This is a genomic window from Leclercia sp. EC_58, assembly GCF_019584355.1.
GTDB lineage: Bacteria > Pseudomonadota > Gammaproteobacteria > Enterobacterales > Enterobacteriaceae > Enterobacter.
In genome coordinates this window covers 3,068,377-3,083,672 of sequence record NZ_VDAM01000001.1, presented here as the reverse complement: position 1 = coordinate 3,083,672, position 15,296 = coordinate 3,068,377, and the positions used below count along the sequence as shown (strand labels likewise).

Genomic DNA, 15,296 nt, shown 5'->3' with positions numbered 1-15,296 from the left:
TTACGCACCACGCCTTCAGTAGCGGAGCAGGAAGGACATCTGATGGAAATGGAAGCCACGCAAGCACCTTAAAATCACCATCATACACTAAATCAGTAAGTTGGCAGCATTACCTGAATGCGGGCGATACCCTCCCGGAACCGGCAGGACTGCTGGCGCCATTGCCTGCAGAAGAGATTGCCGCCCTGCGCCACTACTCCGTGGAGGAGATGCGTCAGCGGGCGGTAACCGGAGAGGATCGCCGCTGGTCTGCGGCGGGGTTACTGGATTCAGTGCTGCCGGGCCATGGCGGCGAGATTGCGCCGGTGATTGGGTTCGGTATCAGCCAGGATAAACACGCCGCGCCTGCTATCGTTAACCCGCACGGTTTTTCCGTTGAGTGGCTGCGCCTGGCCACGGAGCATGTGGTAGGTCGCCACCTCTGCCCGGACGTGCAGGTGATCATGGTCTTTAAAGGCACGCTGGAGGTGACCTGGAATAAAGAGGGCGAAGAGGTGAGCATTGTCGCCCCTGAGCGTTCGGTCATTTCGGTTCCGGCGAACAGTTGGCGGCGTTATCGCGCGTTGGATGGCGACATGGAGTGCATTCTGACTACCGAGGGCGATCAGCGTAAGCGCGTCTACTGGGATGAAGAGATACTGCAACAGGCGAGAGCGGCAAACCGCTGTCTGGATCCGGACGGGTACGTCACGGCGGCGGATCTGCTGCCGGAAACGGCGAAGCGCGCGGGTCTGAAACTTGAGGCGCTACCGTAAGGGAAATCAGGGCGGGATCGCCCGCCCTGAATGCGGCGTGTTATTCGAAGTAAACGCCAGGATTATCGGACAGCGAAACGAAGGTTTTCGTCTCTTTATCCAGGGCGCGAATTTCGCCGCTTTCGATATCGTACACCCAGCCGTGCAGGCGAATGGCGTTGTTACGCAGGCCGACCGCCACTGAAGGATGGGTTTTGATGTTGCTCAGCTGGGCGAAGACGTTCTCCTGCACCATGGCGTTGACCTTGTCGGTCGGGGTTTCCCAGGTTTTCTTTTCCACCACCGCTTTCGCCGCATCGGAGTAGCGCAGCCAGTGAGAGACGGCAGGCATCGGCTCGAGGTTGGCGTTGTCGGCAATCGCCTTCATCGCGCCACAGTTAGAGTGGCCGCAGATCACGATATCGGTCACGCCCAGGGCGACCACCGCATATTCGATAGTGGCGGACACACCGCCCGGCTCCGGCCCGAAAGGCGGCACGATGTTGCCAGCATTGCGAATGACAAAGAGCTGTCCCGGCTCCTGCTGGGTCACTAACTCCGGCACCAGGCGGCTGTCAGAACAGGAGATGAACAGCGCTTTGGGATTCTGACTGGAGGCCAGACTGCGGAAAAGGTCTTTACGTTGCGGAAAAATTTCTTTTTGAAAGCTGAGAAAACCTTCAATGATATGTTGCATAGCAATGTCTCATTTTTTTGTGATTGTTACAGGCATGATCGAGATCACGGTTTTTTGAGTTTACCCACCGGTCACGACTTCAGACAAGCAATATATTTCTGGACCGACCGCATGACAATCGCCCGCGCGTTCGCGGAAATGTTCTGGCCTTCAAAGGCACCGTAGAGGCGTTCGAAGGAAACCTTTTCCAGCCGGGCGGCGATCTCAGCCACGACGCCTGCCGGGAGCGGCAGCATGTTCGGGTAGCTCCACATAAACGACACCGAATCTTTGCCCGGTGTTACCTGCAGAATATCCCCGGCCAGCAGAATACCGCCGTCGCGGTGCCAGTGCAGCACTGTCCCGCCGGCAAAATGGCCGCCCAGTCGGTGCAGCGTCACGCCAGGGGCGATCTCCAGCGAATCCCCCTCCCAGAAGCGCAGCGCCGGGCTGTCCCTCATCACCCACTGCCGATCGCTGGCGTGCAGGTATACCGGGGCGTTAAAGGCCGCCGCCCAATCCTGCATGGTGGTGTAGTAGTGCGGGTGCGAGATGGCGATGGCGTCGATACCGCCCAGCGCGGTCACCAGCGCCTGGGTGGCGGGATCGAGATTGGCGATGCAATCCCACAGCACATTACCCTGCGCGGTTTTCAGCAGGATCGCGCGCTGGTTGATGGCAAACGCGGGCACGGTTTTGATGCCCAATAAGTCAGGTTCAAGCTGTTGCCACTTGTTGGTGTGCGTGTTGGTCAGGGCGGAAAAATCAAGCCACTCCTGGCCCGTCGTGGGTACATACTGGCGCTCATCTTCGCAAATGGCACAGTGCTGCGGTTCGCGGTCGGCGTCATAAGACGTGCCGCAGGTTTTACATAAGACGATCACAACGCCTCCTGAGTCCGGGTGAGTCATCAGTATGGCAAGGATTATCCTTAGGTGCGCTGGGGTGCCTCCTCCCTCTGTTTTGCTCTATAATACGACCTGGAACAAAAACCGAACAAAGCAGGTAAACGATGGAAATTGATCTCAACAATCTGGTGTTTGACGGGCTGGACGAAGCCGAAGAACGTAACGCTGAACGCCTTGAAGATGCGGATAAAAAAGCCCAGGCGATCGTGGCGGATGATGATTGCGGCGACGCCTGCAAGATCTGATAAAAAAGCCCCGGCCTAGCGCCGGGGCTTTTAGTTTTATACCGGGTGGCGCTACGCTTACCCGGCCTACAACATCCTTCCCTCAGAGCCGCGTAAGCGCAGCGCCGCCGGGCGTTTTTACGACTTCTTCAGCCCATCAATGGCTTGTTGCGCGCAGGCTTCATCCAGGTGCCCACCCGGCGCGCCGCCAATGCCGATGGCACCGATCGTCTCATCCCCTTCTTTGACCGGCAAACCACCGGCCAGCAGCAGCAGGCCCGGGATATCGCGCAGGTTCTGCGCGCCCGCGTTGCTTTGCGCAGACTCCATTATCTTCCCCGACGCGTTTTTTGTGCTGAGGGCGGTAAAGGCTTTCATTTCGCTGGCTTTCAGGGTGTGCGGACCGGCGTTATCCGTGCGCTGCACCGCTTTTACCACCCCGGCGCGATCCACCACCGTGACGCTGACCTGATAATTTTTTGCTGTGCAGGCCTGGATCGCCGCACTGGCTAACGCATTCGCCTGAGTCAGGGAGAGATTTTTTTGCGCTACAGACTGTGCATGCGCCGATACGCTGACCATTCCTGCCACACACACTGCTGCCATCATTAACTTTTTCATCGCACATCCTCGGGTAAGTGGAAACAGAGGCAGCGTACCGAAGCGGGCGATGAAATGTTATTCGGTTGACTACGCGGTGATCCTGGTAGTTATACGGATTGTAATTTGTCGTATTCCCGGATGGCCTGCACCAGGCTTGAGACGCCCAGCTTGACGAACACCGCCGCCCGGTGCGCTTCTACTGTCCTTGGGGAGAGATTCAGCCGGGCGGCGACCTCTTTATTACTGCTGCCTTCCATGAGCGCCAGCAGCACCTCGTGTTCCCGGGTGGTGAGCTGTTCAAACCGCGCTCGGACCCGCGTGGCCTCCTGCCAGACGCCCAGGCGCCGCTGGCTTTCGGTGAGGGCGGCGGTAATGGATTCAATCAGCGTGTCGGCATCCAGCGGCTTGGTGAAAAATTCAAACACGCCGTTGTGAAACGCGCGGCGGCAGGCATCAATGGTGCCATGGCCGGTCATGATGATCACCGGCAGCAGCGGCCACGGCCATGCCCCCTCCTCCAGCCAGGCGAGCCCACCTTTGCCCGGCATGCGCATGTCCAGTAGCAGACAGCCGATCAGGGATTTTTCCCCACTCTGAGCCGCGGTAAACGCGGCAATACTGTCATAAGGCTCCACATGCCAGTTCATACCTGTGAAAAGAAAAACCAGCGACTCCCTGACTGACGCATCATCATCAATCAACCAGATGACGTTATCCATTTACCTGACCCCCGTGGTGAGCAAACTGTAATCTGATCCTGGCCCCGCCCTCCGGGGCATTATCCAGAGCCAGCGTGCCATTCATCCGGGTGACCAACGACTCCGTTAAGGTCATTCCCAGCCCCGTGCCGCCCTCTCGCCCACTATAAAAAGGCATAAAGGCGTTGTGGAGCGCTTCCGGAGTAAAGCCAGGGCCGCCGTCGGTGATCGCTATGTGGATGCGTTCGCCTTCGCGGTGGCTGCGGATATGCACCCATCCTGCGGCGTGCTCCTGCTGGGCCTGAATAGCGTTGCTGAGCAGGTTATGCAGCACCTGTTCCAGCCACAGCCGGTCGGCGCAGAGCGTGCGGGCATCGGCGGCGAAATCATGGGTAAGACGAACAGGACTGGCGGTGCGCTCATGCTCCAGCAGGTTACTGACCTGCCGCCAGCACTCGGCCAGATCTACTGCCCCTAAGGTGACAGCCTCCTGGGTCACGTGCTCACGAAAGCGGGTCAGCAGCGCGCTAATGCGCTGGGTTTGCACCAGCGCCGAGCCCAGCGCCTGAGCAACTGCCGCAGGGTTATCCTGGCGCATCTGGCGCTGCGCCCCCTGGATCCAGGTCTGCACCGCCGTGAGAGGCTGGTTGATCTCATTCACGATACCCGCGGTGATCTCCCCCAGGGTATTGAGCCGGGCATGTTGATAGTACCAGGCGCGCTGGTCGGCGTTCTGGCGCTGCTTACGCTGCCAGAGGATCACACCACCTGCCGCCACCACAATAGCCCAGCCCGCAAACAGCAGGACAAACGGCAGCAGCGCCACGCTCAGCCACGCCGGTTGGGCCTCGGCCAGCAGAATAAACGGCTGGGTATGCTGAGAAAACTGTCGCTGCCAGTGCCAGAAAGCCTCTGTTGGCGGTGGCGGCATTTCACCGGAGAGATTCAGGGTGAGGCGGGAAAAGCGGGGCCAGGCGGTGAGAACCGGCGAAGGGTCAATCAGCACCCGGATCTGTCGCCAGGGGTTATAGAGCCAGTACTGCGTGCCCGTCACCGGTTCCACCCGGGCGGCGTCAAGCGCGCGACCAGAGGTGGTTTGCAGGTCGAGTATTTGCGGAAATTTTTTACGCAGCGCCGCCAGATCTTCATCGCCATTCAACAGCGGCAGCACTGACTCATTCTGGGTGAGAACCGCGCCGATCTCCGTAAACGCCGTGGCAAATTCCCGGTCGAGTGCCCAGTACTGACGGCGGATCTGCTCGGCATACAGCAGCACGCTGCTGAGCAGGCAGAGCGTGAGCCAAATCAGGAGCCCTCGTTGTAGATAGTTTTTGCTGTTCATTCATTTAACTGGCGCAGAAAAAGGACGCCAGAGACCTTAGCAGGAAGCTAAGCCGTGGACAAAACTTGCGGCGATTTTTGGATGTTAGCGTCCAGAATGGCAGAGGGCGCGGTGAAGATCGCACACCTCATTCCAGTATGTTTCCCGCACCAGGCGGTGTTCAGCGTGGCGTTTGGTCATGGAACCACTCCGGGTCAATATTGGCGATATCCACACCATAGAGGCTGGCGACAGGCAGAATGGATTCAATAATACGCTGCGCGCTGTTCTCTTCCGATTTTGCGGTAAAAAACCGCCGTAACGTACTCATTAGTTTGCCCATGTCTGTCTTCCTCTTGTGCTCAGCCTGAAAGCAGTACAACAGCAATCTGTCGGCGATGGAAATGCCGATTCCGGCAGAGGATTTGCGCCAGGCGCAAAAGCAACGCTGCTTTAACCGCTGGATAACGCGCTGTTCACTCATGCTTTTTTTCGTTAAGCAAAGACAATATTGGCATTTGGCTACCCGCGCCGGGTATGGGAGCGTATGAGGACAAAATAAAAACAGAAGCAGAGGAACCTATGGCAATAAACACAAAACGGACGCTGGCACTGGCTTTACTGGCCGCTGTCGGGATGGTTTCCACCCAGGCGCAGGCAGACCAGCTGGCGGATATTAAGGCGGCGGGTGTGGTGAAAGTCGCAACGTTTGATGCCAATCCGCCGTTTGGTTCGGTGGATGCGAAAAGCCATGAGATCGTCGGCTATGATGTCGACTTCGCCAAAGCGCTGGCAAAATCACTCGGGGTAAAACTGGAGCTGGTCGCCACTAACCCGGCAAACCGCATCCCGCTGCTGCAGTCCGGGAAAGCGGATCTGATTGTGGCGGATATCACCATCACCCCGGAACGGGCGCAGGTGATCGACTTTTCGACCCCCTACTTCGTGACCGGGCAGCAGTTCCTGGTCCCGGCCAAGGGCGCGGATAAACTGGAGGCCTACAGCAAGGCGCGTATCGGGGCGGTGAAAGGAACGACCGGGGAGCAGGCGCTGCATCAGCGTTTTCCGCAATCGCGCGTGCTCTCTTATGATGATATTCCGCTGGCGCTGACGGCGTTGCGCAACGGCAACGTGCAGGCGATCACCCAGGACAGCACCATTCTGGCAGGTCTGCTGGCGCAGGCGCCCGATAAAGCCAACTTTAAGATCCTCCCGGATCTGCTAAGTAAAGAAGAGATTGGCGTCGGAGTGAAAAAAGGCGAAACCGCACTGTTAAAGGTGGTGAATGATGAGCTGGTGAAGCTGGAGAATACCGGCGACGCGGCAAAAATCTACGATGTCTGGTTTGGTCCACAGACGCCCTCCCCGCAGCCTCGCGCCTTTAAAATAGAAGCCCAGTAATATGCTGTCAGGTTTATTCTCTCGCTCCGCGGCCCATGCCGCGGATTTTTCACATCTGCAACAGGCCAGCGTCACTTTTTGCGAAGTGGTGAAACGCTACGGCGATCGCCCGGTGCTGAAAGGCATCAACCTCAGCGTGACGCCCGGTGAGGTGGTCGCTATTCTCGGCCCGTCGGGTTCCGGTAAATCGACGCTGATTCGCCTGATCAACCAGCTGGAAGATCTCACCTCCGGCGACATCCTGATTGACGGGAAATCCACGCGCCAGCTCCCCCGCCAGGCGTTGCGCCAGCTGCGCAGCCGGGTCGGTTTTGTCTTTCAGCAGTTTAATCTCTACAGCCATCTGACGGCCCGACAAAACATCGCCCTGGCGCTGAGGCACGTTCATGGCTGGCATTCGGCAGAGGCCGACACCCGCGCCGATGCACTGCTGGCGCAGGTGGGGATGGCGGATAAAGCCGATCACTATCCGGAAGCCTTATCCGGTGGGCAGCAGCAGCGGGTGGCGATCGCCCGGGCCCTGGCCTCCTCGCCGCAGATCATCCTCTTTGACGAGCCCACCTCGGCCCTCGATCCGGAGATGATTGGCGAAGTCCTGCTGGTGATGAAAGCCCTCGCCCACAGCGGGATCACCATGATTGTGGTCACCCATGAGATGCAGTTTGCCCGGGAAATTGCCGACCGGGTGGTGTTCATCGATGGCGGGCACATTCTGGAGGTGGCTCCGCCAGAGCAGTTCTTTCAGCATCCGGCGCATCCGCGCACCCAGCGTTTTCTGCAGAAGGTGCTGAACCCGCTGCATCCGGGAGCGTTGTGATGCCTGCCCTCGACTGGCAAGGGGTGCTGACCGGCCAGCCCTTGCAGTGGATCCTCTCCGGTTTTCTCACCACCCTGTGGGTGACACTGGCAGGGATGGTGGTCGCCAGCCTTATTACTCTCGCCTCTCTGGGGTTGCGTCTCGCCGGGGGGCGCATCGGGGCGCATATCGTCGCCCTGTGGGTGTCGCTGTTTCGCAATACGCCCCTGCTGGTGCAGCTGCTGTTCTGGTATTTCGCCGCCTGGAACGGGCTGCCGCAGGGGTTTCGCACCTTTGTGATGGACGATCATGCCTGGTCAGTGCTGCCGGGTCAGGTCTGGTGGTTTACGCCAGAGTTTCTCTGCTCCGCCTGGGGGCTGGGAGTCTTTACCTCGGCTTTTTTGACCGAGGAGATCACCGCCGGGCTACGCGCCGTTTCCGCCGGGCAGCGGGAAGCCGCCCTGGCGCAGGGCTTTTCCCCCTGGCCGCTGTTACGGTACATCCTGCTGCCGCAGGGGCTGGCGAACGCCTGGCAGCCGGTAGTGGGTCAGTACCTCAATCTGATGAAACTCTCCTCGCTGGCGAGCGGCATTGGCTTTGCGGAACTCACCTACCAGGTGCGGCAGATAGAGAGCTATAACGCCCACGCGCTGGAGGCCTTCAGCGTCGGCACGGTGCTGTACCTGCTTACCGGCGTGGCGATAGGCGTCCTGCTGACGAAACTGGGCCCCTCAACAGAACGGCGGCGTAAAGCCGCGCTGACGACCCGGAGTGAAGAAAAATGCTAGCCGGACTGACTGTCATTACTGATAACCTGGATTATCTGCTCTGGGGGCGGGCTGCAGCCGGGCAGCCCGGCGGCGTGCTTTTGACGCTGCTGATGGCGTTCGGCGCCGCGGCGCTGGCGTTGCCGGCAGGAATTGCGCTGGCGGGCCTGGCGTGGCGGTTTCCGGGGGCGATACGCAACACTCAGTTCCTGTGGGCGGAGATCATCCGCGGCATCCCGCTGATTTTTGTCATTTTCTGGCTGTGGTATCTGCTGCCGCTCATGACAGGCGGCGATCTGCCGGGGGCGCTGACCGTTACGCTGGCGCTGGCGTGGTTTACTGCCGCCGCCGTGATGCACTCCGTGCTGGCCGGGCTGAATGCGTTGCCCGGAGGACAATATGAAGCCGCTCAGGCCCAGGGGTTTGGCGCGCTGCAAACGCTGGGGTTACTCCTGATGCCGCAGGCGTTGCGCAACACCCTGCCTTCGCTAATGGGGATTATTATCAGCCTGCTGAAGGACACCTCGCTGGCCTTTATTGTCAACGTGCCGGAGCTGACCACCGTGGCAGGCCAGGTGAACAACCGGGTGCAGATCTACCCGGCGGCTATTTTTATTTTTACTGGCGTGGTCTATTACCTGCTGTGTTGTGGCGTTGAACAGCTGGCGAAACGCTGGCGGCTTAACCGGCCAGCGCTTTAACGACGGTTTCCATCGCCTGGGTGGTTAATTCGCTGCGTTTCACCCGCTGGTTTGCCAGCGCGGTGCGCAGTACCCCGGCGATAACGATATGCTTCGGCTCCTGCCCCAAATCGCGCATCTCAAGAACGACTTTGCCTACCACGCGACACATCTCCTGATACAGCGCTTCGTCTTTGGTTACATTGCCCATGACTTTCACTCCGTTGCCTTAAAATGCCAGCTTAATAGATTCATCGCCGTTATACAAAAAAGCCCGACGAGAGGCTCGCCGGGCTTTGAAATCAAACGGATAAATCAGTTGTTAACCGGGATCACCGCGCCTTTATACTTGGTGCGGATCCAGTCCTGAATCTCTTTAGAGTGCAGGACATCCACCAGCGCCACGATGTCTTTCTTCTTCTCATCGCCACGGTGAACGGTGATGATGTTGGCGTACGGGTTGTTTTCACCGCTCTCTACCGCAATCGGGTCGTGAACCGGGTCCAGACCGGCGTCGATGGCGTAGTTGGCGTTGATGACAACCGCCGCGCCCTCGTCGTTGTTATACATCTGCGGCAGCAGAGAGGCTTCTACGTTCGGGGTGAACTGCAGCTTTTTCGGGTTCTCAACAATGTCGCTGATGCGCGCGGTCACTTTGTCGATGCCCGGCTTCAGCTTGATCACGCCCTCTTTCTCGAAGATAGAGAGGATACGACCCTCTTCGGAAACCGCATCACGCATGATAATTTTGCCGCCTTCCGGCAGATCTTTCAGCGACTTGTATTTTTTGGAGTAGATACCGATTGGCTCGATGTGGATCGCCCCGGCGCTGACGAAATCGTACTCTTTATCCCCGGCGTGATCTTTCAGCACGCTGTTCAGGTATGGAATGTGCTGGAAATAGTTGGCGTCGATGTCACGACCCGCCAGCGCGGTATTCGGCAGGATGTAGTCCTGGAACGGTTTAATCTCCAGATCGATACCCTGTTTCGCCAGAATCGGCTTCGCCTGCTCCAGAATTTCGGCGTGCGGGGTGTTGGAGGCCCCTACGGTCAGGGTATCAGCCCAGGAGGCAAAGCTCAGGGCGCTCAGGGTTGCTGCGGCGATCAACGTCAGTGTTTTTTTCATGATGATGGTTCCTGTGTATTGTTGTGTTTATCTTTTATCAAGAATGGAAGTAATGATGTCGCCGCAGAACTGGATAATGAAAACGATGATCAAAATGGTCACCGTTGCCACCAGCGTGACGTCACCATGGTTGCGCTGGAAACCTTCCAGGTAAGCCAGATTTCCCAGACCACCGGCACCAATCACCCCCGCCATGGCGCTGTAGCTCACCAGGGCAATCAGCGTCACCGTGATCCCTGACACCAGGGCAGGCGATGATTCCGGCAGTAAAACGCGAAAGATTAATGTGCTGAGTCGGGCGCCCATTGAGCGCATCGCTTCAATCACCCCTTTGTCCACTTCACGCAGGGCGATCTCCACCAGACGGGCGTAGAAAGGCGCGGCACCAACGATCAACGCAGGCAGTGCGGCGTTGGCCCCGAGGATGGTCCCCACCACAGTTTTGGTGAAGGGGATCAGCAGCACAATCAAAATGATGAACGGGATGGAGCGGAAGACGTTCACCACAATCGAAATGACGCTGTAGACCGTGCGGTTGTGGAACATGCCACCGCGTGCGGTTAAAAACAGCGCCAGACCGAGGATCAGGCCAAGCACAAAGGTGGCGACGCCGGAGAGCGCGGTCATATACAGCGTCTCCAGGGTGGCCGCCCAGAGCTGGTCCCATTTCAGGTGTGGGAAGAGATTCTCAGCCATGTTTAATTACCTCGCCTTCAATATCACTGTGCTGCAAATCGGCGAGGATATTGTTCAGTTGTTCATCTGTTGCCACCACGTGCAGCCAGAGCTGGCCGAAGACGCCGTGGGCGGTTTGTGTCATTTTGCCGTGCAGGATGTTAAACGGTAGGCCGTAGCGTAGCGTTAGTTCCCCGACGACCGGCTTGTGGGTGCTGTGGCCGGTAAAGGTCAGCTTAATAACGGTGCCTTCCAGTTCGTTTGCCAGCTCGCTGTTAAAGGTTTCGTCTTCGGCGTACTGGCTGACCTGACGCACAAACTGTTGCGTAATCGGCTGCTGAGGATGGGTAAAGACCTGCAGCACGTCGCCTTCTTCCACCACTTTGCCGTTTTCCATCACCGCCACGCGGTCACAGATTTTGCGCACCACGTGCATCTCATGAGTAATAAGCACGATAGTCAGCTTGAAACGACGGTTGATGTCGAGGAGCAGATCGAGGATCTGATCGGTGGTCTGGGGATCCAGCGCCGAAGTGGCCTCGTCGCAGAGCAGCACGTCCGGGTTATTGGCCAGCGCGCGGGCAATGCCGACGCGCTGCTTCTGCCCACCGCTAAGCTGGGACGGATAAGCCTGTTCGCGGCCTTTCAGCCCCACCAGTTCAACCAGTTCTGCCACGCGGGCTTTGATTTTGGCTTTAGGCACCCCGGCAATCTGCATTGAAAAGGCGATGTTCTCGCTCACGGTGCGCGACCACAGCAGATTGAAGTGCTGAAACACCATACTGATTTTCAGCCGCGCCTGGCGCAGGGTTTCACCTTTCGCCGCGGAGATGTCGTGTCCGTTAATGGTCACGCTGCCGGTAGTCGGCTTTTCCAGACCATTAAGCAGGCGGATTAAGGTGCTTTTACCCGCGCCGCTGTAGCCAATAATTCCATAAATTTGCCCCTGCTCTATCGTCAGGTTCACGTTATCAACGGCTGTCAGCGCCACTTTTCCGTTGTCAAAAATCTTCGAAATATTCCTGAGTACAATCATTCTTCGGGTAATCCGTTCGCCTGTGGCGGTTTAGCAGTATGGATGTCCAAACGATAGTAAACAGCCGTTATTAGCTTTTGAATGAATGAAAACGAATATCTTATAACTTTGAGTGATAAGAGGCGTGGCGCGTGGGGAGAAGGCTCTTTGCTTATTTTCTGCAATCGATAGCTAAAAAGTCGCCATGGCGAAACGCATAAAAATGGGACATTTGCCTGAAGGTTTTTCGCGGGCGCAACATCTACGCAGTCAACCTTAACGCATTGATAACAACCCTTTGTAAAACTGCATATATAATTTTTGAAACGCTGTTTTCATTTTCCTTTTGCGCATCTTTCAGCGTATAATGCGCGCCTGTCTTCTGATGAATGGTTTCAGCGCTTGGACTACAAAAAACAACGCATACAACTTAACCTCTCTCCCTGGGCTGAAACACAGGCACACATTCTTCTGCACGCTCAATTGATGTCACCTATCCTTACTGCGTGCCATAAAAAATTTCGCAACACAGGTTTGACTCCAGGGCTCTGCGCCCGCGGAGCGAGATTTCCATATCCTTCTCAACTTAAAGACTAAGACTGTCATGAAAAAGACGAAAATTGTTTGCACCATCGGCCCGAAAACCGAATCTGAAGAGATGCTGACCAAGATGCTGGACGCCGGCATGAACGTGATGCGTCTGAACTTCTCTCACGGTGACTATGCTGAACACGGCCAGCGCATCCAGAACCTGCGCAACGTGATGAGCAAGACCGGTAAAAAAGCAGCAATCCTGCTGGATACCAAAGGTCCAGAAATTCGTACCATTAAACTGGAAGGCGGCAACGACGTTTCGCTGAAAGCGGGACAGACTTTCACCTTCACTACAGACAAGTCTGTTGTCGGCAACAGTGAAATCGTTGCTGTGACCTATGAAGGCTTCACCAGCGACCTGTCCGTCGGTAACACCGTTCTGGTGGACGATGGCCTGATCGGTATGGAAGTCACCGCTATCGAAGGTAACAAAGTTATCTGTAAAGTGCTGAACAACGGCGACCTGGGCGAAAACAAAGGCGTTAACCTGCCAGGCGTTTCCATCGCGCTGCCAGCACTGGCTGAGAAAGACAAACAGGACCTGATCTTCGGTTGCGAGCAAGGCGTTGACTTCGTTGCAGCTTCCTTTATCCGTAAGCGTTCTGACGTTGTTGAAATCCGTGAGCACCTGAAAGCCCACGGCGGCGAAAACATCCAGATCATCTCCAAAATCGAAAACCAGGAAGGCCTGAACAACTTCGACGAAATCCTCGAAGCTTCTGACGGCATCATGGTTGCACGTGGTGACCTGGGCGTTGAGATCCCGGTTGAAGAAGTAATCTTCGCGCAGAAGATGATGATCGAGAAGTGTGTTCGCGCGCGTAAAGTGGTTATTACCGCAACGCAGATGCTGGACTCCATGATCAAAAACCCACGCCCTACCCGCGCAGAAGCTGGCGACGTGGCAAACGCCATCCTCGATGGTACCGATGCGGTAATGCTGTCTGGCGAATCTGCTAAAGGTAAATACCCGCTGGAAGCGGTCTCCATCATGGCGACCATCTGTGAGCGTACCGACCGCGTGATGAAGAGCCGTCTGGATTACAACAACGACAGCCGTAAACTGCGCATCACCGAAGCCGTGTGCCGTGGCGCGGTAGAAACAGCCGAGAAACTGGAAGCGCCACTGATTGTCGTCGCCACCCAGGGCGGTAAATCTGCTCGCGCAGTGCGTAAATACTTCCCGGATGCCACCATTCTGGCGCTGACCACCAACGAAACCACTGCGCGTCAGCTGGTGCTGAGCAAAGGCGTGGTTCCACATCTGGTAAAAGAGATCGCCTCTACTGACGATTTCTACCGCCTGGGTAAAGAAGTGGCCCTGCAGCTGGTTGAACGTGGCCTGGCGCAGAAAGGCGACGTAGTGGTGATGGTTTCTGGTGCACTGGTTCCAAGCGGCACCACTAATACCGCATCTGTTCACGTGCTGTAATAATTTCGTTCGAATTAGTTTGTATAAAAAGCGTCCTTCGGGGCGCTTTTTTTATTTCCGCTATCAGCCAAATTTATTAAAAAAGCAAATCGGGTTTTTCTATTTAACGGGGTCGTTTTCTAAGATGAATCCGATGAAAATTGTCTGTTTTAACACAATATTTTCCTCGAAATAGTCAAAACAGGTGCTTCTTTGAGCGAACGATCAAAAATAGGCATATTCCCATCAAAAAAATATTCTCAACCTAAAAAACTTTGTGTAATACTTGTAACGCTACATGGAGATTAACTCAATCTAGAGGGTATTAATAATGAATCGTACTAAACTGGTACTGGGCGCGGTAATCCTGGGTTCTACTCTGCTGGCAGGTTGCTCCAGCAACGCTAAAATCGATCAGCTGTCTTCTGACGTTCAGACTCTGAACGCTAAAGTTGACCAGCTGAGCAACGACGTGAACGCAATGCGTTCCGACGTTCAGGCTGCTAAAGACGACGCAGCTCGCGCTAACCAGCGTCTGGACAACCAGGCTACTAAATACCGTAAGTAATAGTACCTGTGTTAATAAAATGGCGCACATTGTGCGCCATTTTTTTTGCCCCTCATTTCGCTTTACTGAATCGCCTGTTCATGCCCTACCGGCGAAAGCGAGTTCTTCGCTGAGAGCCCGGTACTGTTAACATTCGCCCCGGCACCTGTCGATACCTCTACCGGAATACCCGCCCGACGCGACAACGCTTTGTTCACCAATGTCTTATCGCTGCCGCTCTGCGATATAAAGGATGCAAGCGCACTGGAGTGGGCAATCGCCAGCGTTTGCGGATTCTCCCCTTCCATCGTCGCCAGCGGGCGATGCACTTCAACGTAGCGCTTACCGTCCGGCTCAACCGAGAACTTCACCGGCTCATTGATGATCTGCACCCGCGTGCCGACAGAGGTCTGGGCGAAGAGCGCTTTGATATCCGGCGCATTCATACGCATACAACCGGAACTGACGCGCAACCCCACGCTGTCCGGCGCGCTGGTGCCATGGATCAGGTATTCACCGTTACCCACGCCCAAACGCAGTGCAAAGCGTCCTAACGGGTTATTTGGCCCTGCGGGTACTACCGGCGGCAGTTTGATCCCCTGGGCCAGCGAGCGCGCTCTGATGCCCGCAGTTGGCGTCCATGTCGGATTCGGGATCTTCTGGCTGATGCGGGTGGTGGTCACCGGCGTGTCCAGCCCCAGCTGTCCAATACCCAGTGGATAGACCTGCACGCTGTTTTCACCCGGCGGATAGAAGTAGAGCCGCAGCTCCGCCAGATTCACCACAATCCCTTCCCGGGGGGTATCCGGCAGCAACATTTGCGACGGAATGGTGATCACCGTTCCCGGCGCCGGGTAGACCGGGGCGATGGTATTATTGGCTTCGAGTATTAAATGCGCAGCGGTATTAAACCGGCGCGCAATGGCCTGCAGGTTATTATCACCTTCCTGAACAACATAGGTCTGATTTTGCCCGATTAACCGACTACCAGCCGGTGGCAAAGGATAATCCACCGCCCGGGCGCTATTAAGCGCGCTGAGCGAACCTAAAAGAATGAGAGTTAATAAAGACGCGCGCTTCATACTGAGATTCCTTATTCACTGACAGAACGTCAGAAA

Annotated in this window: 19 protein-coding genes; 8 read left to right on the top strand and 11 right to left on the bottom strand. The window is 56.5% G+C overall.

Going from position 1 to position 15,296, the window contains the following annotated elements; translation table 11 throughout:
• The coding region (locus FHC51_RS15190; RefSeq protein ID WP_255584879.1) for a cupin at positions 1 to 755 on the top strand (755 nt) is incomplete at its 5' end.
• A 40-nt stretch (positions 756 to 795) separates the two neighbouring features.
• On the opposite strand, the gene FHC51_RS15185 is transcribed toward FHC51_RS15190, so the two are convergent.
• Positions 796 to 1,431 carry a carbonic anhydrase gene (locus FHC51_RS15185; RefSeq protein ID WP_103823889.1) on the bottom strand — a complete coding sequence of 212 codons (636 nt, stop codon included), beginning with the start codon at positions 1,429 to 1,431 and terminating at the stop codon, positions 796 to 798.
• 71 nt (positions 1,432 to 1,502) lie between these two features.
• Positions 1,503 to 2,294 carry an MBL fold metallo-hydrolase gene (locus FHC51_RS15180; RefSeq protein ID WP_220435933.1) on the bottom strand — a complete coding sequence of 264 codons (792 nt, stop codon included), beginning with the start codon at positions 2,292 to 2,294 and terminating at the stop codon, positions 1,503 to 1,505.
• 128 nt (positions 2,295 to 2,422) lie between these two features.
• Between FHC51_RS15180 and FHC51_RS15175 the strand changes: the two genes are divergently transcribed.
• Complete coding sequence (locus FHC51_RS15175) at positions 2,423 to 2,563, top strand: hypothetical protein (RefSeq protein ID WP_032617828.1); 141 nt, start codon at positions 2,423 to 2,425, stop codon at positions 2,561 to 2,563.
• A gap of 117 nt (positions 2,564 to 2,680) precedes the next feature.
• Here the strand turns inward: FHC51_RS15175 and FHC51_RS15170 are convergent, their stop codons facing one another.
• The 4 genes from FHC51_RS15170 to FHC51_RS15155 all read right to left on the bottom strand — a co-directional run bounded on the left by FHC51_RS15170 (position 2,681) and on the right by FHC51_RS15155 (position 5,507).
• Entirely contained in the window at positions 2,681 to 3,163 is a 483-nt protein-coding gene (locus FHC51_RS15170; protein ID WP_220435932.1) for a heme-binding protein, read from the bottom strand.
• Between the two features lie 89 nt (positions 3,164 to 3,252).
• Entirely contained in the window at positions 3,253 to 3,864 is a 612-nt protein-coding gene (locus FHC51_RS15165; protein WP_220435931.1) for a response regulator transcription factor, read from the bottom strand.
• A complete protein-coding gene (locus FHC51_RS15160) occupies positions 3,857 to 5,185 on the bottom strand; it encodes a sensor histidine kinase (protein WP_220435930.1) in 1,329 nt (442 codons plus the stop codon). The genes FHC51_RS15165 and FHC51_RS15160 overlap by 8 nt, the downstream gene beginning before the upstream one ends.
• A 160-nt stretch (positions 5,186 to 5,345) precedes the next feature.
• Positions 5,346 to 5,507, bottom strand: a complete 162-nt coding sequence (locus FHC51_RS15155; RefSeq protein ID WP_220435929.1) for a hypothetical protein — start codon at positions 5,505 to 5,507, stop codon at positions 5,346 to 5,348.
• Positions 5,508 to 5,746: 239 nt separating this feature from the next.
• On the opposite strand from FHC51_RS15155, the gene FHC51_RS15150 reads away from it, so the two are divergent.
• From FHC51_RS15150 to FHC51_RS15135, 4 genes are read left to right on the top strand one after another with little or no spacing between them, the layout of a single operon-like run.
• The gene (locus FHC51_RS15150; RefSeq protein WP_220435928.1) at positions 5,747 to 6,565 is read left to right on the top strand and encodes an ABC transporter substrate-binding protein; all 819 of its coding nucleotides are present in this window, start codon (positions 5,747 to 5,749) and stop codon (positions 6,563 to 6,565) included.
• A 1-nt stretch (position 6,566) separates the two neighbouring features.
• Positions 6,567 to 7,382 (top strand): amino acid ABC transporter ATP-binding protein, encoded by an 816-nt coding sequence (locus tag FHC51_RS15145; RefSeq protein ID WP_220435927.1) that lies wholly within the window; start codon positions 6,567 to 6,569, stop codon positions 7,380 to 7,382.
• Positions 7,382 to 8,149 (top strand): amino acid ABC transporter permease, encoded by a 768-nt coding sequence (locus tag FHC51_RS15140; protein ID WP_220435926.1) that lies wholly within the window; start codon positions 7,382 to 7,384, stop codon positions 8,147 to 8,149. The genes FHC51_RS15145 and FHC51_RS15140 overlap by 1 nt, the downstream gene beginning before the upstream one ends.
• Positions 8,143 to 8,829, top strand: a complete 687-nt coding sequence (locus FHC51_RS15135) for an ABC transporter permease subunit (RefSeq protein ID WP_220435925.1) — start codon at positions 8,143 to 8,145, stop codon at positions 8,827 to 8,829. Before FHC51_RS15140 ends, FHC51_RS15135 begins: the two co-directional genes overlap by 7 nt.
• On the opposite strand, the gene fumD is transcribed toward FHC51_RS15135, so the two are convergent.
• From fumD to FHC51_RS15115, 4 genes are all read right to left on the bottom strand, one after another.
• Complete coding sequence (fumD, locus tag FHC51_RS15130; protein WP_014831602.1) at positions 8,810 to 9,019, bottom strand: fumarate hydratase FumD; 210 nt, start codon at positions 9,017 to 9,019, stop codon at positions 8,810 to 8,812. The genes FHC51_RS15135 and fumD overlap by 20 nt on opposite strands.
• A 104-nt stretch (positions 9,020 to 9,123) precedes the next feature.
• Positions 9,124 to 9,936 carry a MetQ/NlpA family ABC transporter substrate-binding protein gene (locus FHC51_RS15125; protein ID WP_039029111.1) on the bottom strand — a complete coding sequence of 271 codons (813 nt, stop codon included), beginning with the start codon at positions 9,934 to 9,936 and terminating at the stop codon, positions 9,124 to 9,126.
• Between the two features lie 27 nt (positions 9,937 to 9,963).
• A complete protein-coding gene (locus tag FHC51_RS15120; protein WP_220435924.1) occupies positions 9,964 to 10,632 on the bottom strand; it encodes a methionine ABC transporter permease in 669 nt (222 codons plus the stop codon).
• Positions 10,625 to 11,647 carry a methionine ABC transporter ATP-binding protein gene (locus FHC51_RS15115; protein ID WP_103179329.1) on the bottom strand — a complete coding sequence of 341 codons (1,023 nt, stop codon included), beginning with the start codon at positions 11,645 to 11,647 and terminating at the stop codon, positions 10,625 to 10,627. Before FHC51_RS15115 ends, FHC51_RS15120 begins: the two co-directional genes overlap by 8 nt.
• A 583-nt stretch (positions 11,648 to 12,230) precedes the next feature.
• On the opposite strand from FHC51_RS15115, the gene pykF reads away from it, so the two are divergent.
• Both pykF and lpp read left to right on the top strand, forming a co-directional pair.
• Entirely contained in the window at positions 12,231 to 13,652 is a 1,422-nt protein-coding gene (pykF, locus tag FHC51_RS15110; protein ID WP_103179328.1) for a pyruvate kinase PykF, read from the top strand.
• 310 nt (positions 13,653 to 13,962) lie between these two features.
• On the top strand, positions 13,963 to 14,199 hold the full coding sequence (gene lpp, locus FHC51_RS15105; protein ID WP_001082307.1) for a murein lipoprotein Lpp: 237 nt from the start codon (positions 13,963 to 13,965) through the stop codon (positions 14,197 to 14,199).
• A 62-nt stretch (positions 14,200 to 14,261) separates the two neighbouring features.
• On the opposite strand, the gene FHC51_RS15100 is transcribed toward lpp, so the two are convergent.
• Entirely contained in the window at positions 14,262 to 15,260 is a 999-nt protein-coding gene (locus tag FHC51_RS15100) for a L,D-transpeptidase family protein (RefSeq protein ID WP_220435923.1), read from the bottom strand.
• Between the last annotated feature and the right edge of the window lie 36 nt (positions 15,261 to 15,296).